General features: G+C 56.3%; 20 protein-coding genes. 8 read left to right on the forward strand and 12 right to left on the reverse strand.

What is annotated here, in order from left to right; genetic code table 11:
* Positions 1 to 3 precede the first annotated feature (3 nt).
* Positions 4 to 1,689 carry a dihydroxy-acid dehydratase gene (gene ilvD / locus PVA01S_RS14645; protein ID WP_127608223.1) on the reverse strand — a complete coding sequence of 562 codons (1,686 nt, stop codon included), beginning with the start codon at positions 1,687 to 1,689 and terminating at the stop codon, positions 4 to 6.
* A gap of 218 nt (positions 1,690 to 1,907) precedes the next feature.
* Between ilvD and PVA01S_RS14650 the strand changes: the two genes are divergently transcribed.
* Positions 1,908 to 2,201 carry a DUF3055 domain-containing protein gene (locus PVA01S_RS14650; protein ID WP_127608224.1) on the forward strand — a complete coding sequence of 98 codons (294 nt, stop codon included), beginning with the start codon at positions 1,908 to 1,910 and terminating at the stop codon, positions 2,199 to 2,201.
* 100 nt (positions 2,202 to 2,301) lie between these two features.
* Here PVA01S_RS14650 and PVA01S_RS14655 read toward each other — a convergent pair whose 3' ends face one another.
* Positions 2,302 to 2,814 (reverse strand): acyl-CoA thioesterase, encoded by a 513-nt coding sequence (locus PVA01S_RS14655; RefSeq protein WP_054800215.1) that lies wholly within the window; start codon positions 2,812 to 2,814, stop codon positions 2,302 to 2,304.
* 370 nt (positions 2,815 to 3,184) lie between these two features.
* Here PVA01S_RS14655 and PVA01S_RS14660 point away from each other — a divergent pair, with 370 nt between their 5' ends.
* From PVA01S_RS14660 to PVA01S_RS14675, 4 genes are all read left to right on the forward strand, one after another.
* Positions 3,185 to 4,204 carry a LacI family DNA-binding transcriptional regulator gene (locus PVA01S_RS14660; RefSeq protein ID WP_244932965.1) on the forward strand — a complete coding sequence of 340 codons (1,020 nt, stop codon included), beginning with the start codon at positions 3,185 to 3,187 and terminating at the stop codon, positions 4,202 to 4,204.
* A 191-nt stretch (positions 4,205 to 4,395) separates the two neighbouring features.
* Positions 4,396 to 6,192 (forward strand): sensor histidine kinase, encoded by a 1,797-nt coding sequence (locus PVA01S_RS14665; RefSeq protein ID WP_164751843.1) that lies wholly within the window; start codon positions 4,396 to 4,398, stop codon positions 6,190 to 6,192.
* Between the two features lie 10 nt (positions 6,193 to 6,202).
* Positions 6,203 to 6,952, forward strand: a complete 750-nt coding sequence (locus PVA01S_RS14670; protein ID WP_127608226.1) for a LytR/AlgR family response regulator transcription factor — start codon at positions 6,203 to 6,205, stop codon at positions 6,950 to 6,952.
* Positions 6,953 to 7,177: 225 nt separating this feature from the next.
* Complete coding sequence (locus tag PVA01S_RS14675) at positions 7,178 to 7,897, forward strand: response regulator transcription factor (RefSeq protein WP_127608227.1); 720 nt, start codon at positions 7,178 to 7,180, stop codon at positions 7,895 to 7,897.
* Between the two features lie 82 nt (positions 7,898 to 7,979).
* On the opposite strand, the gene PVA01S_RS14680 is transcribed toward PVA01S_RS14675, so the two are convergent.
* Positions 7,980 to 8,870, reverse strand: a complete 891-nt coding sequence (locus tag PVA01S_RS14680; RefSeq protein WP_054797960.1) for a 5'-3' exonuclease — start codon at positions 8,868 to 8,870, stop codon at positions 7,980 to 7,982.
* 525 nt (positions 8,871 to 9,395) lie between these two features.
* On the opposite strand from PVA01S_RS14680, the gene PVA01S_RS14685 reads away from it, so the two are divergent.
* Positions 9,396 to 10,421, forward strand: coding sequence for a LacI family DNA-binding transcriptional regulator (locus PVA01S_RS14685; RefSeq protein WP_127608228.1), 1,026 nt, complete (start codon positions 9,396 to 9,398; stop codon positions 10,419 to 10,421).
* A gap of 13 nt (positions 10,422 to 10,434) precedes the next feature.
* Positions 10,435 to 12,411: a glycoside hydrolase family 15 protein gene (locus PVA01S_RS14690; RefSeq protein WP_127608229.1), complete on the forward strand. Its 1,977-nt coding sequence runs from the start codon at positions 10,435 to 10,437 to the stop codon at positions 12,409 to 12,411.
* A gap of 265 nt (positions 12,412 to 12,676) precedes the next feature.
* Here PVA01S_RS14690 and PVA01S_RS14695 read toward each other — a convergent pair whose 3' ends face one another.
* From PVA01S_RS14695 to PVA01S_RS14705, 3 genes are read right to left on the reverse strand one after another with little or no spacing between them, the layout of a single operon-like run.
* Entirely contained in the window at positions 12,677 to 13,870 is a 1,194-nt protein-coding gene (locus PVA01S_RS14695; RefSeq protein ID WP_127608230.1) for an aminotransferase class I/II-fold pyridoxal phosphate-dependent enzyme, read from the reverse strand.
* Between the two features lie 55 nt (positions 13,871 to 13,925).
* A complete protein-coding gene (locus tag PVA01S_RS14700) occupies positions 13,926 to 15,002 on the reverse strand; it encodes a site-2 protease family protein (protein ID WP_127608231.1) in 1,077 nt (358 codons plus the stop codon).
* Positions 15,003 to 15,025: 23 nt separating this feature from the next.
* The gene (locus tag PVA01S_RS14705) at positions 15,026 to 15,412 is read right to left on the reverse strand and encodes an arsenate reductase family protein (RefSeq protein ID WP_127608232.1); all 387 of its coding nucleotides are present in this window, start codon (positions 15,410 to 15,412) and stop codon (positions 15,026 to 15,028) included.
* A gap of 160 nt (positions 15,413 to 15,572) precedes the next feature.
* Here PVA01S_RS14705 and PVA01S_RS14710 point away from each other — a divergent pair, with 160 nt between their 5' ends.
* Positions 15,573 to 16,319, forward strand: coding sequence for a YdcF family protein (locus PVA01S_RS14710; protein ID WP_054797959.1), 747 nt, complete (start codon positions 15,573 to 15,575; stop codon positions 16,317 to 16,319).
* Positions 16,320 to 16,382: 63 nt separating this feature from the next.
* On the opposite strand, the gene PVA01S_RS14715 is transcribed toward PVA01S_RS14710, so the two are convergent.
* From PVA01S_RS14715 to cobU, 6 genes are read right to left on the reverse strand one after another with little or no spacing between them, the layout of a single operon-like run.
* The gene (locus PVA01S_RS14715; RefSeq protein ID WP_127608233.1) at positions 16,383 to 17,300 is read right to left on the reverse strand and encodes an RluA family pseudouridine synthase; all 918 of its coding nucleotides are present in this window, start codon (positions 17,298 to 17,300) and stop codon (positions 16,383 to 16,385) included.
* Positions 17,297 to 17,866: a cob(I)yrinic acid a,c-diamide adenosyltransferase gene (locus PVA01S_RS14720; protein ID WP_054797958.1), complete on the reverse strand. Its 570-nt coding sequence runs from the start codon at positions 17,864 to 17,866 to the stop codon at positions 17,297 to 17,299. The genes PVA01S_RS14715 and PVA01S_RS14720 overlap by 4 nt, the downstream gene beginning before the upstream one ends.
* Positions 17,867 to 17,888: 22 nt before the next feature.
* Positions 17,889 to 20,684 (reverse strand): cobyric acid synthase, encoded by a 2,796-nt coding sequence (locus PVA01S_RS14725; RefSeq protein WP_127608234.1) that lies wholly within the window; start codon positions 20,682 to 20,684, stop codon positions 17,889 to 17,891.
* Positions 20,685 to 20,705: 21 nt separating this feature from the next.
* Complete coding sequence (cobS, locus tag PVA01S_RS14730; protein ID WP_127608235.1) at positions 20,706 to 21,554, reverse strand: adenosylcobinamide-GDP ribazoletransferase; 849 nt, start codon at positions 21,552 to 21,554, stop codon at positions 20,706 to 20,708.
* Positions 21,533 to 22,519 (reverse strand): adenosylcobinamide-phosphate synthase CbiB, encoded by a 987-nt coding sequence (cbiB, locus tag PVA01S_RS14735; protein ID WP_127608236.1) that lies wholly within the window; start codon positions 22,517 to 22,519, stop codon positions 21,533 to 21,535. Before cbiB ends, cobS begins: the two co-directional genes overlap by 22 nt.
* 23 nt (positions 22,520 to 22,542) lie before the next feature.
* Positions 22,543 to 23,088, reverse strand: coding sequence for a bifunctional adenosylcobinamide kinase/adenosylcobinamide-phosphate guanylyltransferase (cobU, locus tag PVA01S_RS14740; protein WP_127608237.1), 546 nt, complete (start codon positions 23,086 to 23,088; stop codon positions 22,543 to 22,545).
* Positions 23,089 to 23,095 lie beyond the last annotated feature (7 nt).

Here is a 23,095-nt window from a genome sequence, read left to right on the forward strand (position 1 = left end):
AGCTTACACTTTCATGACGCCGCCGGTGCTGGCCGAAGTCACGAGCTTGGAGTAACGCGCCAGGTAACCGGTTTTTACTTTTGGCTCGAAGCCTTTCCAGTTCGCACGGCGCCGCTCCATCTCTTCATCGCTGATTTGCAGCTCGATGGTACGGTTGATCAAATCGAGCTCAATGATGTCTCCATCCTCGACGAACGCGATCGGACCGCCCTCCGCCGCTTCCGGCGAGATGTGCCCGATGCTGATTCCGCGGGATGCGCCCGAGAATCGGCCGTCGGTAATCAGACCGACTTTCGCGCCGAGACCCATCCCCACGATTTGCGATGTCGGAGCGAGCATTTCCGGCATGCCCGGCCCGCCCTTCGGTCCTTCGTAACGAATGACGACGACGTGGCCCTCTTTCACTTTGCCGTTCGCAATGCCTTCGAGCGCCGCTTCCTGGGAGTCGAAGCAAATCGCAGGTCCTTTGTGATAACCGCCGACGGACTTATCGACTGCACCGACTTTAATGATGGAGCCGTTAGGCGCCAGGTTCCCGAACAATACGGCCAAACCGCCTTGCTCGGAGTGCGGATTGTCGAGCGGACGAATCACGTCCTTGTTCAAAATTTCATGACCCGCCACATTCTCCGCCAGCGTCTTACCCGTGACCGTGATTCGCGACCCGTCGATAGCGCCCGGCTTTTTCAACAGTTCGTTCAGAATCGCGCTTACGCCGCCCGCATTGTGCACGTCTTCGATGTGGTAATCGGAAGCCGGTGCGATTTTCGCAAGATGCGGTACGCGCTTCGCCACTTCGTTGATGCGTTCGATCGGATATTCGATGCCCGCTTCGTGCGCCAAAGCAAGCGTATGCAGCACCGTATTGGTCGAACCGCCCATCGCCATATCGAGCGCGAACGCATTGTCGATCGCTTCGATGGTTACGATGTCGCGAGGCTTGATGTCCTTTTGGATCAGTTCCATCAATTGCTTCGCGGAACGTTTCACGAACTCTTTACGCTCCGGAGCAACCGCGAGAATCGTACCGTTGCCCGGAAGCGCCAGCCCCAGACCTTCGGCCAGGCAGTTCATCGAGTTGGCCGTGAACATACCGGAACAGGATCCGCATGTCGGACAGCCGTATTGCTCCAGCTCCTGAAGGCCTTTCTCGTCGATCTTGCCGGCTTGGTAAGCGCCTACGCCTTCAAAGACGGAAGACAGCGAGATGGAACGGCCGTCGCTTGTTTTGCCCGCTTTCATCGGTCCGCCGCTGACGAACACCGTCGGGATGTTGACGCGCAGCGCGCCCATCATCATGCCAGGCGTAATTTTGTCGCAGTTCGGAATACAAACCATCCCGTCGAACCAGTGGGCCGATACGACAGTCTCCAACGAATCGGCGATAATTTCGCGGCTTGGCAGCGAGTAACGCATCCCGATATGACCCATGGCAATGCCGTCGTCGACGCCGATTGTATTGAACTCGAACGGTACGCCGCCGGCTTCGCGAATCGCCTCTTTGACAATTTTCCCGAATTCCTGCAGGTGGACGTGACCCGGTACGATATCGATGTAAGAGTTGCACACCGCGATGAACGGCTTGTCGAAATCTTCCTCTTTAACGCCGGCGGCGCGCAGCAAACTGCGGTGCGGAGCACGGTCGAAGCCCTTTTTAATCATGTCGCTTCTCATTTTAGCTTTGGACATCTTAGTTGAAAGCCTCCGTTTCTATCGAATAAATCGTCTATTATAATTTAAGATATGCACTTCTTTCGATTGTACCATGTTTCGAGATAAATGAAAATGAAGAGGTTGGCCGAAATTCCGCAGGATGGCGCCAAATTCGACTATTTTTGCCGCTGAACGGGGAAATCTGGTATAATGCCTTGAGACGCACGCCAAATGAGGAAGCGGAGGATGTTCGAGTGATGGAATTCGATTATTTATACGACGGGACGGAAGAGACGAAAACGAGATTTGTCTGCTTTGTGGGAGAGTCCTTGCGCCGATTCGACCTTGCAATTACAAGCACCAACCGGTTTTACGGCAAGAAGCTGGTTACGGATTTGCAAATCGGCCGTACGGCGGTCATCGGTCCCGACGACCTGGAAGAAGAAGGATACCTTGAGCACGTGTTTAAAATCAACGAGGAAGAAGCCGCTGAACTGACCGAGTTTCTGTCCGCCATCGTAGGGCCTATTAACTTCACCGATATTTAATCGCCAAGAAGCCGGACCGGCCTGCATCTGCAGAACCGATTCGGCTTCTTTGTTTGATGGCCGGAAAGCTTGGCTTCTCGCTTCATCAAGCGCCCCCGCTTTACTCCCAGGCAAATTGCGTCGTCAGCACGTCCGCAAACTTCTTGCTTTGCTCTCTGCGCTGCTTACGCATCTCCGCACGTTGAACCGCGGTTTCATTCAGCCGGATTTCCTCCGCTGTTTGCGGGATCACCTTCGGAACGGCTACCGGCCGGTTATTTTCATCCAGTGCGACGAAAGTCAGGAACGAGGTAGCGGCGATATCGCGCTCTCCCGTGCGCAAATCTTCCTTAATTACCTTCACGAACACTTCTATCGAACTGGTGCCTGTGTAAGTGACGAACGACTCGAAACAGACCGAATCGGTCGGACGGATCGGGGTCAGAAAATCGACCGAGTCGGTGGACGCCGTCACCACGCTGCGCCGGCAATGCTTGTATGCGGCAATCGAGGCGATATCGTCGATATAAGCCATCAGCTTGCCGCCGAATAAGGTGTTATGATTGTTGACGTCTGTAGGGAATACCCGGTTCGTCTTGTAACAGCGCGTTTCTTTCACATATCTTTGTTCCATCGCAGAAGCTCCCCTTTGCAGGCTATAACCTGTTTTTCGTTTTATTATACCTGTAAGGGATAGATTTACCAATGAGGCGGAGCACGCCGCTTCCCAACGTTCGTGAAACGCTTCTGAAAGCAAGGCGGCGCTTAGGGGCCATAAGCTTAGTAAACATTTTCTGAAGGATGGGAACAACCGAGCTTCCGATACCGGTTTCGCCAATAAATATTCGCTCAAAATTCCGCAAATGATCTTCTTTTAACTGCGATTATTAGCCCATCATTGACGAAGCTTTTCTTGCTGTATACAATAAGTTTAACGAAAATTTTCGTCAACCTGCCGCGATTCGTCTTTCGTGCGGAGGAAGCTGTTGGGAGGAACCTTCATCGTGAAGAAGCTAACGATCAAAACGATTGCGGAGCTGGCCGGCGTTTCCGTATCGACCGTTTCAAAAATTATGAACAACTATAACGACGTCAGCGATGAAACGAAGAAAAAAGTGCTGGAGATTATGGAAGCGAACGGTTATACGCCATCCTTCAGCGCGCGAAGTTTAAGCAAAAGCAAATCGAATCTGGTGGGCGTTATATTCGCCGGCGAAATGAACCTCGAGATGAACCATCCATTTTTCCTCCACGTCCTCAGCACCTTTAAGAAGCGCATCGGGTTGTTCGGTTACGATCTGCTGTTCTTCTCCAACGAGAAGCTGCTTCATACCCGCGAAGATTACTTATCCCGATGTCGATATTTCAACATTGACGGCTGCGTAATTTTCGCCGGCGACGATATCGAGCCCTTCGTGCACGAGCTGGACCGCAGCGACATTCCCTGTATCGGCGTCGACCTGTCGCTTTCCGGCCAAAACTCGGGTTACATCATGACCGACAATACCAAGGTGTCGCGTAAAGTCGTCGAGCACTTTTATTTGAACGGCTACCGTGACATCGGCTTCATCGGCTCCTCGGTCAAATCGGAAATTTCCCACATTCGAGAAGAATCGTTCAAACAGGCGTTAACCAGCTTCGGCCTTTCGATCAATCCGAATTGGATCGTCAACGGGGTCGACTTCCACGAGAAAAGCGGCTACCAGCTGATGCAGCAGCTGCTTGAACAGGAGAAGCAGCCAACGGCCGTATTTGCCGCTTCGGATCTGCTCGCAATCGGCGCGATTCGCGCAATCCAGGAACGCGGCCTTGATGTGCCGGGCGACATCGCCATTATCGGCTGCGACGATATCGACGCCTGTAAATATACGACACCACCGCTCACCACCGTCCGCCAGGACCACGAAAAAATCGGCCTGCTCGCCGCCTTGATGCTGTTCGATCTGATGAACAATCAAATGGAGTCGACTTCGGTGCTCGTCGAGCCGGAAATGATCATCCGCTCATCCTGTAGGGCAAACTAAGCGGCGTCTTCTTTTCTCCAGGTAATTTCTTCCTGTACATCAATCTTCAAGGAGCTTTGATCGGGCGGCTTTGCCCATCCCCTTCTTCACTACGGTTCTTTCCTGTACGGATCCAACTAAAGTCGTGTCTAAACGACAGCTGTTGCGGTATAATGGAGCCAGACTGTCAGACACCGGAGGGAGTTCTCATCTTGTCTCAAAGAGTAAGGCTGTTATCGATTTGCATTGCGGTTTGCTTAATTATAGCAGCCAATTCCGTCATTTTTTTCGTTCTCACCCGAAACTCGCTGGAATCGAACCATAATCGGGAAATCGAATCGATCGCGCATCAAATCCAATCTTCCGTCGAACAATCGCGCATCGGCTCCAAATTATATGAAGACATGATCGGCGAAAAATTGCGTCTGGCGTCCATCGCCGCCCAACAAGCGCTGCCGGCCGATGTCGAGGAAGTGACGACCGACCAGCTCGTCGCGCTGCGGGACCGGCTGCAGCTGCAAGGATTGACGCTGCTCAAACGGACGCCCGACAACATCGTGCTGTATAAATCGTCCAATGCGGACGAGGTAGGCCTCAGCACGAAAGGCTGGGGCAACTGGTACAAAGCTTTTCAGGAATTGTTCGACAATCGGGACGTTACCATGGACTGGGGACAAAAGCTGCCCAATTATTGGTCGGGTCCTTATGAGATCGCGAGCGCCGACATCAAACGAATATCTAAATGGGGGTATTATTACGACGGCACGACCAATTACATGCTGGATCCTTATGTCGACGACACGGCATGGCGAAGATATCAAGAACTCACGGGGACGCAGGCTATTATCGAACGAACGCTCCAAACGTATCCGTTCCTGCTTGAGGTGACGGGCATCAACCCGGCCACGTTCGGGCACGAGAAGACGTTCATTACCGAAAAAGGGGAAACCCTCGATCCATTAGTTCACCGTCCGGTCTTCTTCGGAAGCTACGAGATCAAACATACCGAAAAAGACGCGCGCTTCATCCAAACCGCGATCCAAACGGGTGCGACCGTATCCTACCAAACAACCTATAACGGAAAACATATTCAAAAAACGTTTATTCCGGTCCAAAGCCAGCTGCTGGACGAAGCGACGCCGATTCCGGATCCGGACCTCTTGTACAAGCAATATGCGAAAAAAAGCGCCGAAGTGACCAAAAACCAATATTACGTCTTGAATCTCGTATCGGACATGGACAAGCTGGACGCCCAGCTCAGCAGCCAGTTTAAGACGCTGATGATCATTTTCGCAGGTTTGACGCTGCTCAGCATCGCCATTTTATTCGTGATCATTCGCTTGGTTAGCAACTCCAGGGACAAAGCGGTCAAGGAAACGTCGGAAACGTACGCCGAAGAAGTCAACCGGATGTTCTTGAACATACGGGGCCAGCGGCACGATTTCCTGAATCATGTCAATGTCATTCATTCGTTCGTCGAATTGGAGAAATACGAAGAGCTTCACCAATACACGAAAACGTTAGTGGAAGATATCGGGGGGTTGAACGACCTTATCCGGATCGGGCAGCCGGAGATCGCAGCCATCATACAAGCCAAGATGGTCACTGCGATGAACAAAAAAATTCAACTGATCCATAACATTACGAGCATGGAGCGTATCATGACCGGGGCGAAATCGATGGACCTCGTTCGGATCATCGGGAACTTGATCGACAACGCTTACGACGAAGTGATGGAGCTCGATGCGGAGCTTCGGCATGTAGAGTGCAGAGGATGGCTGGATGGCAAGCACTTCCACTTTACCGTGATCAACCCGATGAGAAACGCATTAACCGAAGAAGAGCAAGCGTCCCTCTTCAGAGCCGGCTTCACGACCAAAACGGGTCAGAATCACGCCGGATTAGGGCTCGCCATCACGCAAAATTTAATCCACAAGCACCGGGGTACGATCAGCGTCGATGCCCGGGACAAGCAAATCGAATTTCATGTTTCGATTCCAATCGGGTGAGGGATGAACAATGTCTAGAGTCTTAACGGTCGCGATCGCCGAGGATCAGGAGCTGGACCGGAAGAAGCTGGAGATGTACGCCGGACGATTAGGCTTGAAGGTCGTAAGCTCGACGGCGTCGGGCACCTGGTTTCTTGACGATTGCTTAAAATACAAGCCGGATCTCGTGTTTCTGGACATCGGGCTTCATATGATGGACGGTATCACCGCTTACAAAAGGCTGCTCGAACAAGGACTGGCCCCTTACCTGATCATGGTATCCGGGACGCAGGATTACAGCTTGGTCATAGCCGGATACGAGCTGGATTGCATCAGTTTTGTCACGAAGCCGGTCACATTCGAGCATTTATCGGCGGCAGTGGAGAAGGCAAGAACCGCTTTTGAAAAAGCTCTTACTTATATGCCTGCTCCGAATTCCCGCATTCTTGAGGTTAAAGCGAGCTACAAGACCGTCTTTATCAATGAACATAAACTCATTTACGCACAAAAATCGAAGGGCGAACGGAAAGCGTTCCTTTACATCGAGGGAGGGGAAGTCGTCGAAACGACTACGCCGCTTACCGAGATTTTAAGCCAGTGCTCGAAGCAAATTTTTTGTCCGAACCCTTCGAACCTGGTTAATCTGAATTTCGTGAAATCGATCCATGCGAGCGATCTGTTTTTCGGCACCTATAAGATCAAGCTGTTCCCGGACGACATCGAGATCGATCTGTCGCGGCGTAAACGGAAAGAATTTGAACGGTTGTATCGTCATGAATAGATTTGAAACGTCCCCTGCGTCTTGGTTGACGGCAGGGGCTTTTATATTGCAGCGCTCTTCTTCAAGAAGATTGGCTTGAAACAATTCGATATTTTTCGACATTTTTTTTACCGATTAACATAAAAATACAACCACTTGACGTCATCTTGATTCGTAAATCCTAAAGAATATTTTATAATTACAGCAATACTTTTCATCAGCGGCTAATAAGGGAGACTGAACAATATGACCGACAAGCTGGTATTAATCGTAGATGATGAAAACGAAGTCGCCGAATTAGTGGAAAAATATTTGAAACGTGACGGATACCGCGTCGTTAAGGCAGCAAGCGGTGCGGAAGCGATCCAGAAGGTTGAGCAGCATCGTCCGGACCTTGTGCTGCTCGATATGGCGATGCCGGGAATGGACGGTTTAGAGGTTATGCGCCAATTACGAAACCAGGCCCGTTATCAAGCTCCGATTCTTCTGATGAGCTGTAACGGCGATGACAGCGCTGTTATTCGCGGCCTCAGCTCAGGCGCCGACGATTACATCACGAAGCCGTTCAGCCCGGAACAGCTGGTCGCCCGCGTGAAGGCTCATCTGCGCCGCAGCGACATCCTCGGACGAATCAAGGAAGCACCGGAAACGATGACCCTCGGAAGGCTCAAGATCGATTTCTTGCACCGGACCGTGTGGGTCGACGGAAGCCCCGTGCCTTTGTCAACGAAAGAGTACGATATCCTGTATCATATGATCCGGATGCGCGGGCGTGCGCTGTCCCTGGAGGAGCTGTACAGGCTGACCTGGGGCTTCGACAGCAACGGAGATACGCGTACGCTGCTCGTGCATATCAGCAATATCCGAAAGAAGCTGGAGCCCGATCCGGATAACCCCTGTTTCATCGTCACGGTTCGCGGCTTCGGTTACAAGATAAGCGGGTTTGACATTCAAGCTAGCGGGTGATTCGGTTTAGCGCAGAAAGGCCGGAAGGCGCCCTTAGGGCGCCTTCCGGCCTTTCTGCGTAGTTATATCCCGATTGTCCCGCTTAGGCCACGACCGAATGGAACGCCGAGATTTCCTTCACTAGGCTGTTGAACTCAAGCTCCAAAAATTTCTCCCGAACCTTGTCGGGATCCGGCCGCCACAAGCTGTCTTCGACCGCACAATCGATCGGGGCGTCGCACTTGATGGTAGCGAGCTCCCGGCATAAATGCAGCATGTCCAGATCGGACTCGATCTTCGCCTTGACCGACTTCGATAGCGAAGGCAAATTGGCAACGATGCCGTCAATCGATTCGTATTCGAGCAGCAGCTTGACGGCCGTCTTCTCGCCGATGCCCTTGACGCCGGGATAGTTATCGCTCGTATCGCCGATCAGCCCCTTCAAATCGATGAACTGGGCGGCGGTAAGCTGTTTCTCCTCGAGCAGCGTTTGCGCATCGTACACGGCGTAGTTGGATGCTCCCTTTTTCATAATAATGACTCTTGTGCGATCCGTCACCAACTGAAGCATGTCGTGGTCCCCGGTTAATATATGTACGTTCGTGTCGTCGCTTTCGAACTTTCGCGCCAGCGTTCCGATGCAGTCGTCCGCCTCGAACCCGGCGATGCCGACATTCGGTATGTTGAAGCTCGATACGACCTCTTTCACCAGATCAAACTGCGGCACAAGCTCTAACGGCGCATCCGGGCGATTCGCCTTGTAGCCGTCATATTTCTCGGTACGGAACGTCTTGCTGCCCATATCCCAGCAGCAGATGACGTGGGTCGGTTTAAACCTGGATATCGCATCCAGCATATATTTGACGAAGCCGTACACCGCGTTGGTCGGCAAGCCGGCGCTTGTTTTCCGAATGTATCCCCCATAAGAATTGGCATAGTAACCGCGAAAAAGAAGCGCCATTCCGTCGATCAGCATCACGTTATTGTTGTCCATTCCCTTGCATCGCTCCAACCTTTTTCCTCTCATTATAGCATAGGAACCAAGGGCTCGCATTGGAAACGAAACCCGTCTACAGCTCAGAGCGGTCTATTACCGTCCGAACCGATGTCGTAACAAGCGTTCTCCCGGCAGGGGGCAAACATGGCTGGAAGAGAGCCCTGACAAATACGCGAAGGCTGTAGAAACGTTTGCACTATTCCTGTTGCCTTGCAGTATGTTCAACTTATGATTAAAAGCTTTTGCTTTTGCGTAAGCTAGCCGCAAATTTTGCGAGTTGACGGTTTACTTTTCCAACAAAATTAAGATAATATAAGAAAAGCAGCTGTTTGCAGCCCTTTCAAAAAACATTCGTGCTCAAAACGAACCTTCGCTTACGATACACCCAGCACTTGGATCCCAGGATAAACATCCACTTTTCGGTTCGTTAATAAAGCAAATGACTTCAAGAGCAGCCGCAATACAAACGTTTGCACCAACTATGCAAATGGCACAGGCTCGCTCCACTTTCGGAGGAACTCCATGAATGTAACCATTATCGATGTCGCCAAAAAAGCCGGCGTCTCGCCTTCCACCGTATCCCGCGTCATTTCCGGCCATCCGCGGATCAGCCCGGCCACCGTCCGCAAAGTGAAGGACATCATGGAGGAGCTCGGCTATCATCCCAATATGATGGCCAAGAGCCTCGTGTCCAAAACGACGCAGACCATCGGATTGCTGCTGCCCCGCTCCGCAGAGGAATTGTTTTTGAACCAATTTTTCTCCGAGGTGATACGCGGCGTCGTTTCTCAAGCAGCCCGTTCGGAGTACGATCTGATGATGACGACGGGCATCACGGAGCGCGAAGAAGTGGAAGCCGTCACCCGCTTGGTGCGGGGCCGCCGAGTCGACGGCGTTATTTTGCTGTACTCGCGGAATTCCGATCCGGTCATTTCGTTCCTGAAGGAAGAGCGGTTTCCGTTCGTATTGATCGGCCGCAGTGAAGAGCATCCCGATGTTTTATCCGTGGACAACGATAATGTACAAGCCGCTTACGACGTAACCAAGCATTTACTCGCGCAAGGCCACCGGCGAATCGGCTTCGTCAGCGGACCGCCCAATCTGATCGTGTCGCGAGACCGTTTGGAAGGCTACAAGCAGGCGCTCGCAGATGCCGAAGTGGAATTTCATTCGGAGTGGATTGTCGAGGGCGAGTTTTTGCAGGAAAGCGGATACCGGGCGATGTCGTTCTTTATGACGCTCCCGGAACGCCCTACCGCCCTCGTCGTCATGGACGATCTCGTCGCTTTCGGCGTGCTTCGCGGCTTGACCGAGCTCGGCTACAAGGTGCCTCAGGATCTCAGTCTGATCGGCTTCAACAACATCCCGATGTCCGAGCTCGCCTCGCCGCCGATCAGTTCGGTGGACATCGGCATTTACCAACTCGGTTATACCGCTTCTCAAACGTTAATCCGAGCGGTTAAAGGGGAAGCTATCCATCATACGAGAATGATCATTCCGCATCGCTTGATCGCGCGCGAATCATCTCTGCATCACATTCAACCCTAAGGAGCTGAACGCAATGACACAAGACAAAAAGCCTTATCTGATCGACGCAATTGCAGGAAATTCAAGGTTTCTGGCCTCTCTTGGACGAACGGGACGGCTGTTCCGCCTATGGTGGCCGCACATTGACTACCCGCAGCATGTCGACGAAATTCGCAGCGGTTTGTTCGTGGACGGACATACGACGGCAACCACCTGGTTCGACAGCGAGCAGGACGGATGGCGGCATGAGGCCGGTTATGTGCCGCGCACGAATGTATTCCGCGTCGAGGCGGTTTCTTCGCATGTGCCGGTATCCGTCGAAACGTTAGATTACGCCGTACCTTCCGAAGATATTTATGTGCGCAGCTACCGTTTCACGAACCGGGGCAGTGAAGCCGTGTCGTTCCGGTTCCTGTATTACTCTTCGTTCCGTTCGATGGAGACGTCTTATTACCATACGACATCGTTTGAAGAATCGAACGACGCGCTTGTTCATCTACGCCACGAGTATATTTTTTCGGTCTCCAGTTCAAACGTTTGCGCAGGTTATCAGGCTGGCTCCGCCTGGAGCGACGCGCAAGACGGCGAGCTTGACGGCAACGTGATCGATATGACTCCGGACGGGGCGCTCAGCTGGCGCTTTGACGACGTGCAGCCAGGCGCCGTCATCGATGTGCCCGTCTATATCGCCGCCGGCTCCACCCGGCAGGAAGCTTACGACACCTTGGCCAAAGCGAAAAGCCAGCCCGAAGCGCACTGGCGCGAGCTGACCATCAGCTATTGGCACGGTTTTCTGGCCGCTGCGGTTCCCGCTCCGGCCGCCAGCGAATCGGTTCGCGAGCTGTATGAACGTTCGCTGCTCGCGATGAAACTGATGTCCGACGAGCGCAGCGGCAGCGTCGTAGCTGCGCCGGAATTCGACGAAGGCTTCACCCGCTGCGGCGGTTACGCCTACTGCTGGGGGCGCGACGCCGCCTTCATCACGACTGCGCTTGACCGCGTCGGCCTTCAGGAACTGTCCACCCGCTTCTACGACTGGACGCTGACGGCCCAGGATCCGGACGGCTCTTGGCAGCAGCGGCATTACCACGACGGACGCCTGGCACCGTCATGGGGGCTGCAGATCGACGAAGGCGCGTCGATCCTATGGGGCATGTGGCAGCACTACGCTCACACCCGGGACGCCGCGTTCGCGGACCGCGTCTGGCCGGCAGTGGCGAAGGGCGCCGATTTCTTGATCGGCTATTTGGACGCCGAAACCGGACTGCCGCTGCCGAGCCGCGATCTGTGGGAGGAGCGCTCGGCTGAGCATACGTATTCGGCTGCGGCCGTATACGGAGGGCTGACCGCCGCGGCATCGTTCGCCCGGCTTCGCGGCGATAAAGCGCTCGCGGCCGGCTGGAGCCGGGCTGCCGATACGATTGCGCGAAGCATCCGCGAGCGATGCTGGAACGAGGAGCGCGGGGCCTTGTACCGCGCGTTGAAGCTGGGCGTGCCGGAAGGCGTTTACCGCGAAGCTGCGGCTCAAGGACAGCCTGTCTCGACATCGGTGAACGCGAAAGGATATGTCACCTATGCGCTTGAGTTCGATCCGGTTCTCGACATCAGCTTGCTTGGGGTGTCCGTGCCATTCGGCGTCCTGCCCGTGGACGATCCGATCATGATCTCCACCGCGGAAGCAGTAGAGCAGGCGCTTACGGCGCCCGTCGTCGGCGGTATCAAGCGTTACGAGAACGACCCCTACATCGGCGGCAATCCGTGGATTCTGACCACGTTGTGGCTATGCCACTACCGGATCGCGCGCGGTCAATACGACGAAGCTTGGCGTCATCTTCAGTGGGCGGTCGAGCATCGCACTGCGATGGGCCTGCTGCCCGAGCAGGTGGATCAATTGACCGGCGAAACGGCATGGGTCGTACCGCTGACTTGGTCGCATGCGATGTATATCCTTGCCGTACAGATGTTAGTCGAGCATGGACAAATCCCGGCCACGCAAGCGACGGAATCTTAATCCCTCTTGCCTACCAAGCTTAGTCCCGCAGCGTTCTTCTTAACCCCCGGTAACCGCTCGCCTTTTCCCGGAGGTGCTGAATAACTGGGCTTGGATGCAAGCAGAAATCAGACACTTCACATAAATAGCGGAACTCTGGTGCGCTATCTGCCTTACTAATCGGCTTTTGAGCCGATCATAAGGCAAATTAGATCCCATGGTTCCGCTATTTGTTTCAATACGCCCCAACCTGTGCAAATCATGTACTGAAGTTCCGCTATTCGATTTACAGACCGCTCTTCTTGCCGATCACTCGCAAAAACTCGCCGATGCGACGGACTGCCTCCAGCAGCCTGTCCTCCTCTTGTACCAGCGCAATTCGGACATATCCTTCGCCTTCTTTCCCGAAGGCGTCTCCCGGGATTACGACAACTCCCGCGGTGTACAGCATTTCCCGGGAAATCTGTCGAGATGTCCATCCGTGCGGGATCGGCGCCCAGATGAACATCGACGCTTTCGGCTTAGGGATTGCCCAACCTGCGGCGTTTAATCCTTCCACGACGATATCTCTCCGCCTTTGATACAACGCGGCTACCGAAACGCTTCCCGGCTCCATATCTTCCCGCATCGCCTCAATTCCCGCCCGCTGCACCGCGAGAAACACCCCGTAATCAATATTCGACTTCAACGTGCGCAGAGCACGCACCGCCTCCGGCTGTCCGACCATAAACGCGATCCGGCAGCCCGCCATATTAAAGCTTTTCGACAACGAATGAAATTCAACGGCGACGTCTTTGGCCCCTTCCACTTCAAGAACGCTCGGCGGCCGAAAACCGTCAAACGCCATTTCCGAATATGCGATATCGTGGACGATCAGCAAATCATGCTGACGCGCAAAATCGACAAGCCTCTCGAAGAAAGGCAGCGTGGCGACCGCCGACAGCGGATTGCTCGGGTAGTTGAGCAATATGAACTTCGCCTGCTTCAACACATCCGCCGGAATCCGGTCCAGCTGCGGCAAGAAATCATGTTCCGCACAAAGCGGCACAAGATAAGGCGTCACCCCCGCGATCACGAGACTCGCCGCATAAATAGGGTAACCCGGATCGGGCACGATAGCCACATCGCCCGGGTCGGTCACCGCCAAGGCCAGATGAGAGAGCCCATCCTGCGATCCCATAAGCGCAACCACCTCCGTCTCCGGGTCAAGCTTGACGCCGAAACGATAGTCGTACCATGCCGCCACGGTTTGCCTGAATGCAAGCGTTCCTTCCGTGCCCGGATAACCGTACAACGTCGGGTCTGCCGCCGCCTCGCTTAACGCGCTCCTCACCCGTTCCGAAGGTCCGCGGTCAGGACTGCCGATCCCCAGATCGATCACGTCTATTCCTCGCGCAATCACTTCGCGCTTCCACTGAGCCACCTCAGAAAAAATGGCCGAACCGAGTTCGGCCAACCGTTTGGACTCCCTTTTTTTCATCGAATCCATCCCCGACTTCCACTTAATATGGTGTATCCCATGAATCGTTCATACCTTAAAAGTTAATGCCCGTCAATTCGTGCACCTGCCACATCATGTACAGCAGAACAACGGCCAGCCCCAAATAAGCGGCGCCGAACTTCCATCTAGCCGCCGTCGGCACTTCATAGTACCGATCGTTCTCGTGTACCGAGTAGTCGATCAGGCAAAGCATTTCCAGCTGCAGCCCGTTCTCCTTCTGTACCCGCGGCAGTCCCATCAAGCGTACCCGATGAATAATCGAGGGCTGGCTCATCGGAACCGTACCTCGAAAATCCAGGCTGTCCCAATAGATGTCGACCAGCTGCTGCTCTTCCTTCAAATCGGTATACGTCGTAAAAGACAAATCACGCTTATGCTCGGTTCCCGGAATGATATACCCTTGAGCGATTAGCGGTTCGGCGTCAATCATGAAGCTTAGCGTGAGGGAGCGCTTCTCCCCGTGTTTGCGGTTTTTCACGTATTTCTTATACAGGTCATAGGCAAATAACGCCCAGATCAGCATCAAAATCGGACTAAACCGGTAAATAATGAACGCGAGCCCGCCGATCAGACCGACCAGCCAAAGCCAGCGCGTAACCGCGGTTGAAATGCGGCCGCCGTCCAGCGGATGAATCGGGAGCAAATTCAGCAAATTGATGAAAAAGCCCACATAAGATAACGTATACAGAAAATCGCTATCCTTCACATAGGCTGCGCCGAACACAGCCATCGCCCCGATTGTCCCCAGCAGCGGCCCGCCGAAGGCGAGATACGCTTCCGTTACGGCATCCCGGGGATGACGCTTCATACTGATCATCGCTCCGAGAAACGGAATAAATACCGGCGCCGTCACCGGCAGCCCCTTTTGCTTGGCGGCAAGCACATGACCGAGCTCGTGCACAAAGATAAGCAAGACAACGCCTACGGCGAATTGCCAAGGATAAATGATCGCATACGCTCCGACGGAAATCGCCATCGAGATGATGGCTCCACCAGCTTTTCCTAATTTAAGCAGCGGAAGCAGCAGCTTCAGCTGCGATAACAAGAACATGACTGCGGCTCCGATGAACCATAGGGGGTTTTGCTTGTTCCTCTCTTTTTTTTGCTGCAAACCAGGCCACGCTCCTTCAGGGTTTATACGGACCGGCTCCAGTTTTCCGTGTACTGCTCCGGCTTGAAGCCCACCGTCACCCGTTCGCCGTCCGTTACGACCGGGCGTTTGATCAGCATGCCGTGGGAGGACAACAGCTTGATTTTCTCCTCCTGCGAAAGATGAGGCAGCTTATCTTTCAATTGCAGTTCTTTGTACACGTCGCCCGACGTATTAAACCACTTTTTAATATCGAGTCCGCTTCGTGCAATTAAATCGGTCAGCACTTCCACCGTCGGCGGATGTTCCTTGATATGATGTTTGTTCACAGTCCAGCCTTCGTTTTCAAGCCATTTCACCGCGCTTCGGCACGTGCTGCAGGTCGGATATTCGTAAATCGTAACCGTGTTTTTATCATGCGTTGTCGTCATTGTGTTCAACCTCGTTTCTTGAATTCCCTTTTATTATACCGATGACCCGGAACGGCCTGCAAATCTACGCGTCTCCAGGGTTGAAAAAAGCGATGCCGCGGTCACATAATGAGGAAGAAGCCCAGATTCGAAATCCGCTGATAAAGGAGAGCGCCGTCACGTGATTTACATCATTAAATTTGTATACGCGTTTTTGCTGCCGCCGGGCCTCTTCGTCGCGCTTCTGCTGCTCGCCGCCGGATGGCTGTACCTCAAAGTAAACCGCAAAGCCGGATGGACGATGCTGGCAGCGGCCTTGCTGCTGTATGCAGCTTCGATCCAGCTCGTGAGCGACCCGATCGTGCGCAGTCTGGAGAACCGGTACACTGTTCCTGACCGACTGGACGGCGACGTATACGTGATGCTGACGGGAGGTGCGCTCGGCGGTGTTGCGAGCCCGGCGGGAGAAGGGCAGCTATCCGGCTCAACGCTTCAACGCGTCGTATCGGCTGCCGAGCTGTACAAGCAGAAGCCGCTGCCGATCCTCGTATCCGGCGGACAAGTGAACGAGAACACCGGGAACGAGGGGCAGCTTTCCAAACGGACGCTGCTCCGCTTAGGCGTACCCGAGCAGGACATTTTGCTCGACGATAAGAGCCGCACCACCCGGGAAAACGCGCAAAACAGCAAGGAGCTGCTGACGAAAACCGGACTGAGCCGCCCGATTCTCATCACATCGGCCTTCCATATGGCCCGGTCGGTGAAACATTTTGAGGCTCGCCAAGTCATCGTGACTCCGTACCCGGTCGATTTCCGCACGAGTCCGGGCACGCTCCCGCGAACGTACATGCAGCTGTTGACGCCCAAGTCCAGCTCGATGGACGATATCGCGGTCGCGCTGAAGGAATATTTGGGCATGCTCCAGTAAATACGAAAAATCCGCGGGCCGGTTTCTCCGATCGGAGCCGCCCTGCGGATTTTGATTTGCGCTTTACCGTGCAAGTCGTGCCAAGCAATGCTCCATATCGTCCGGCATCGGCGCCTCGAACTCCATCCACCGCTTCAGTGTCGGATGCGTCAAACCAAGCGTGCATGCATGAAGCGCATGCCTGTCGATCCCGGCTTCAGCGGATTCGCTCTTGAAGCCGTACAGCTTATCGCCGAGCAGCGGGTGGCCGAGATGCTGCATATGAACGCGAATCTGGTGTGTCCGCCCCGTCTCCAGCCGCAGCCGGACAAGCGTCGCTTTGGCGAACCGCCGCTCGATCCGGTAGTGCGTGACCGCGGCATAGCCCGTTTCCGTTACGATGCGGAGATGCGGAGCGTCCGGATTGCGGTCGATCGGCTCATTCACGGTGCCGGTATCGTCGGCCATGCGCCCGTGGACGATGGCGAGATACTCTTTCTTCAACTGATGCGCCTGCATCTGCTCGGAAATTTGCTGGTGGACGTAAGGATTTTTGGCTACCGCCAGCGCACCGGACGTCTCCTGGTCCAGCCGGTGAATGGGACGGAAACGGAAGTTTTCTCCGCGCTCGCGCCAGTAATGAACGACGCCGTTCGCGATCGTCCCGGTGTAGTGGCCATGCGTCGGATGCACGATAAGGCCTGCCTCTTTATTGAGCACGAGCAGTTCCTCATCCTCGTATAAAATGTTGAGCGGCATCGGCTGCGGCATAATGTCGTCCGATTGTTCCTCGATCATGCGGACGGCAACCAGATCGCCGGTTCTCACCTTCACATCGATGTATTTCCGCTCGCCGTTCACGGTTATGCCCTGCTCCGTCATTTTTAAGCGCGAGAGCAGCTTGCGGGACACGCCCAAGCGGCTGCGAAGGACAGTACGCAGCACAATGCCGTCGTCTTCCGGCGGCACTACATATTCTAAAGGCTTATAGTAGGTTGTCATGATTTACGTCTGAACACCTCGGCGCTGCGCGCATACTCCACATCGGGGACTGCTGCGCGATGGTTGGCCGTACGGGCGATCGTGAAGAACAAATCGGACAGGCGGTTCAAATACCGGCGGACCTCTTCGTTGATCGGCTGCGTCCGCGCTAACGTCACGACCCGCCGTTCCGCCCGGCGGCATACCGTCCGGCAGACGTGCAGCGTCGAAGATGCCACGCTCCCTCCAGGCAAAATAAACCGCTTGATATCCGGCGTTTCCGCATCGTATTTATCGATCCATGTTTCCAGGCGATCGACCATCTCCGCCGTTACCTTGTAAGGCCGAAGCTCTTGCTTCAGCAAAGCCAAGTCCGAGCCGCAGTCGAACAGCTCATGCTGAATCTCCAGCAAATCGGCGAGTAAATCGGCATCTCTTCCCGCATCCAGGAAGCCCATCGCTTGCCCGACAAAGCTGTTCAATTCGTCCACCGTCCCGTACGCCTCGACCCGAACGTCGTCCTTATCCACACGGCCCCCGATCACACCGGTTTGCCCCGCATCTCCCGTACGCGTATAGATTCGCATTCGAACGCCTCCTGCCTGTTGATTATTTATTTTGTATCATCTCATATAAACGGTCCATATCCAAGTGCATCCGCACGTGGTCGGCCAGCCGGTCGAACGCCGCTTCGCGCCGCTCCAGAAAGCGCAGGGCTGCGGGCAGCGGCTCCCAGCCTTTGGCCACGCGGATTTGATTCAGAAACGCGCGCCTGAAGCCGTCATTATGCAAGATGCCGTGCAGGTACGTCCCCCATTGGCGGCCATTCGCCGATGCGGCACCGTCCGCGGTCAGCTCATCCGAGTCAGGAACCGTTCCTGCAGCAGCGAATCCGCAAGGGCGCACCCGAAATGCGGGTGTTACCGGTTCGAGAAAGGTTGTCCGCCCCATATGAATCTCGTAACCGGTGACGGGGCAGCCGGCTTCGCCGGCGCCGGCGTACAACGCTGTACGGCCTTCGACGCGTACGGTCCGTTTGTCGCTTGCAAACACCGTTTCGGTAGGGAACAGGCCGAGGCCCGGCAGTTCGGGGCGATCGGACTCGACAAGATCAGGATCGAGCAGCCGGGCGCCCAGCATCTGATATCCGGCGCAAATGCCGACGATCCAACCGTCATGAGCCGCCAGCATCTGGATTTGGCGGTCCAAGCCCGTTTCGCGGAGAAAGAGCAGGTCGTCGACCGTGTTTTTGCTCCCGGGTACGATAACCGCATCCGGCCGGCCGAACTCGGCGGCTGTCGTGACGAATCGAACCCGCACATCCGGTTCGTACAGGAGCGGATCGATATCCGTAAAATTCGACAGGCGCGGGTGGCGGATGACGGCGATGTCGAGCACACCGTCTTCGTCCGGGGTACCCTTGGGAGCGCCATGTCCGCTTGATTCAGCCAGCTTCCGGTCAAGCGAAGCCGAATCCTCGTCTTCGAGGCCGAGGTCAGGCAAATAAGGAATGACCCCGAGCACCGGCTTGCCCGTACGCGCCTCCAGCCAGTCGATGCCCGGCTTCAGCAGCGTCGCGTCGCCGCGAAACTTGTTGATCACGAAGCCCTGAACGCGCGCCCGTTCCTCCGGGGTCAAAATATCGAGCGTCCCGACGAGCGACGCGAACACGCCGCCGCGGTCGATATCCGCGACAAGCAGCACCGGAGCGTCCGCCCACCCGGCAAGCCGCATGTTGACAATATCGCGGTCCTTCAGGTTGACCTCGGCCGGACTGCCCGCCCCTTCAATCACGACGATATCGCATGTTTGCCGAAGCCGGTGCAGGGCCTCTTTCACGACCCCTTCCGCTTCGGGCAAATATCGCTCCCGATATGCGCGCGCGTCCAAATCGCGGTAAGGCTTGCCATGCACGACAACTTGGGACACCATGTCTTTTTTGGGCTTCAACAAAATCGGATTCATATCGGTCGTTGCCGCGATCCGGCAGGCGTCCGCCTGCATCCCTTGTGCCCGCCCGATTTCTTTCCCGTCGGGCGTCACGTAAGAGTTGAGCGACATGTTCTGCGACTTGAAGGGCGCCACCCGATGACCATCCTGCAGCAAAATGCGGCAAAGCGCTGCGGTCAGCAAGCTTTTGCCGACGTCGGACGCCGTGCCCTGCAGCATCAGCGTCGCCGCGTAAGGCGGCGAACCGGCCGAGCCCGCAGGCCCCGGCCGGGCAGCGGAAGCCGCGGCGATTGTGCGGGCGCTTGCAGGGGAGCTCGCCGCCGCCGAAGCTTTTCCAGCAGCTTGACCGTCCGCAAGCAGCGCCTCGAGCGCTTCCCGCAATGCGGCGATCAGCCTGCGATGGTCCTCCGGCCGCTTGACGGCCAGCCGGCCATAGGAGGCATCCAAACCGGGGAACGTCGAAGCGTCGCGGATCAGGATACCCCGTCGGCCCATCTCCCGCTGCAAATCCCCGATCCGCAAGCCTAACGGCCGCAGCGAGAACAATACGAAATTGACCTCGCTATCGTATACTTGAAGCCCGAGCCCCCTCAGCCCGGCGACAAGCTGCTCCCGCGCGGGCTTCAGCCAAGCGAGCGTCCGCTGCGCATAATCGCGGTCGTCGAGAGCGGCCGCGCCGATCCATTGCGCCGGCGCGTTCACGCTCCACGGCACCTGCAGACGCCGCAGCTCGGCGATCCGCTCCGGATGCGCGACCGCGTAGCCGAGCCGGATGCCGGGAACCGCATAAAACTTCGTCATCGATCGGATGACGATCAACCGCCGGCTTTGCGCCGCAGCTCGCGCCAGCGTAAACCGCTCCTCCTCCGCGACGAAATCGAGAAACGCTTCGTCCACGATCGTATGGGGACTCTCGCAGCCTCCCTTGCCGAGGCTGCCTTCTGCAAGCGCCTGCCGCACATCGGCGGGCAGCAATCGGCCCGTCGGGTTGTTCGGGTGACCGAGGAACAGCAGGTCGCACCCCGCTGCGGCCGCTTGAAGAGCAGGCAGCTGCAGCTCAAAGCCGCGATCCGCTTGAACAGGAATATCGACAATACGGCCGCCGCATTTATGGACCGCTTCTTCGTATTCGCTGAAGGAAGGCCGCACCAGGCCGGTCGTCCCGGGCCGCAGCGCCCGCACCGTCAAATCGATCAGCTCCGCGGCTCCGTTGCCGACGAGTATGCAGGCCGGGTCAACGCCGTGTCTGGCGGCCAGCTTCAGCGTCAGCTCCCGCACAGCCGGGTCCGGATAATGCGCGAGCTCCCGCCACCGATCCGCCATCATCGCTCGTACCGCCTCCGGAGGCCCCAAAGGATTCATATTGGAGCTGAAATCCAGAAACCCGTCCTTCGGCTGTCCGAATATGTCGGCCGCCGTCCGCAAATCCCCTCCGTGTCCGTATTGTTCCAGCATGAGACACGCTCCCTTCTTGTATCATCTCACCGCCATCATCCACAGCAGCAGCAGCAGCGCCGCTTCGATCGTTTCATTCATCGCGCCGTACGTGTCTCCGGTCAAGCCGCCCAGCTTTCTGGCGATATACGTGCTCATGACCGCGCCGAGCACACCTGCCGTCAAGCCGAACGCCAGCGCCAACCTTAGGCCTTCTCCGGGCGTCGAGCTTATCCAGCCGGCAGCTGTTAAGCCGCAAATGGTTAGCCAAGACAGCGCCAGAGCAAGCGCCGTTTGCACGCCCGCATGCCGCCATCCGACCCCGCGAAAAAAACCGCCCAGCCCGCCGCTTTGCGACGCTCTCGCATAGGGCCAGCCGACGATCGCCGCCACCATGAACCAGCGGCTCCACAACGGCGCAAGCGAGACGAGCGGCCAGCTGGAGGGCAGTCGTTCGCCGGATGTGCCGAGCAGCTCGGACAACAGCGACCATTTGATGAGCAGCAGCAGCACGCAAGCAATAACGCCCATGGCGCCGACGCGGCTGTCTTTCATAATTTCAAGCATACGCTCGCGAGAGCGGTGACTGAAAATTCCGTCCGCCGTATCCATGAGACCGTCCAGATGCAGCGCGCCGGTCAAGGCGATCCAGCCGCAGAGCGTCAGCGCAGCCGCTACCGTCGGCGGCAGGCCCAAGGCCGTCAGCATACCGCCGAGTACAGCAACGAGCCCCCCCAGCACCCAGCCGACGAACGGATAAAAAACGACGCTCCGCCGAAACAAAGCGTCATTGTACTCGAGCCGGAACGGCACCGGAAGCCGGGTCAAAAACTGAAAGGCCGCCGCGCAAGCGGCACCCCACGCTCCGATCAGAGCGACAACAGCGCGCATATCAGCAGCCCTCCTGCCATGAGATAACTGACGCCGTACAGCATCCCCACCGTGCGGACGATATCGTCCCGTCCGCGCTGCCGCAGCGGCCAGCCCATCCGGGCGCGTTCGCTGGCGCGCCCATGGTAGACGTTCACGCCGCCAAGCTCGATGCCCAGCGCGCCGGCCGCCGCCGATTCAGGAATGCCGCTGTTCGGACTCGGATGCAGCTTCGCGAAGCGAAGCACCGCCATCGCCGCGCGCTTTCCCGACATACCCGGCGCGCAGCACGCCCACACTACGAGCAGCAGGCCGGCCAGCCGGGCGGGTATGTAATTGAGCACATCGTCCCAGCGCGCCGAGGCCCAGCCGAAATCCGCATACTTGTCGTTCTTGTACCCGACCATCGAATCCAGCGTGTTCGTCGCCCGGTACAGCATCGCCAGCGGCGCGCCTCCCAATAAAGCGAAACAAATCGGAGCTGTGAACGCATCGACGATGTTCTCCGCCACCGTCTCCACCGTGGCGCGCGTCAGCTCCGGCTCCTCCAGCTTCGTCGTATCGCGCCCGACGATATAACCGGTGAAGGTGCGCGCTTCGGCAAGCCGTCCTTCCCGCAGCGGCACATAAACGGCCATCGCCGCTTGCTTCAGGCCTTTGACCGCGATGGTGGTCGAGATGAACCATACGTTAACCGCGTACCCAAGCCATGGATGGATCCAAAACGCCGCCCAGACGATGGCGTAGATGACGGCAAACGCCAAACCTACCGTCAGCGCTGTCAATACGAGCCCGCGCCTGCGAAGCGAAGCGGGCGGCAACGGCCGCCCGTCCTCTCTTAGCCGGCGCTCCAGCCATCCGATCCATCGCCCGATCCACACAACCGGATGCGTCAACCAGCGCCAGGCCGGATCGCCGACGATCCAATCCGTGACGATCGCGGCCAAGGCCATCCAGGCCGCTTCTTCCCAACTGTATACAAGCAACTCCGTTCCCTCGCCTTCCCCGGCTACAGACGAAACTCACGGCTTTTCAACTCAACGGCAATGCCGGCCGTAACCAGAAACACCTGGTCCGCTTCCCGGGCCAGACGCTGGTTCATACGACCGGACAAATCGCGGAATAACCGTCCCAGCTTATTTTCGGGCACAAGCCCGCTGCCGACTTCGTTCGTGACAAGCACGACAGGCCGTTCCAGCTCCCGGAAAGCTTCAACCAGCTCCCCGATCTTCCCTTCCAGCAGCCGATCGCGGGCGCTGTGCCCTTCAAAGCGCAGCAGCCAGTTCGACAGCCATAAGGTCAGGCAGTCGACCAGCACGACCGGCGCATCCGCCTGACGCAGTGTCTCCGCCAGCGCGTAAGGCGCTTCCGCCGTCGTCCATGAAAAACCGCGCTCTTCGCGCTCCTGGCGATGAAGCCCGATACGCGCTTTCATCTCTTCGTCATACGCGTGCGCCGTCGCAACGTACAACCCTTCGGGGGCGAGCGTGGCGGCATACCGCTCCGCGAAGGAGCTTTTGCCGCTGCGCGCGCCGCCCGTCACCAACACCTTCATTGCACGA

Origin of the sequence: Paenibacillus validus NBRC 15382 (assembly GCF_004000985.1) — a bacterium.
GTDB classification, from domain to species: Bacteria; Bacillota; Bacilli; order Paenibacillales; family NBRC-103111; genus Paenibacillus_G; species Paenibacillus_G validus.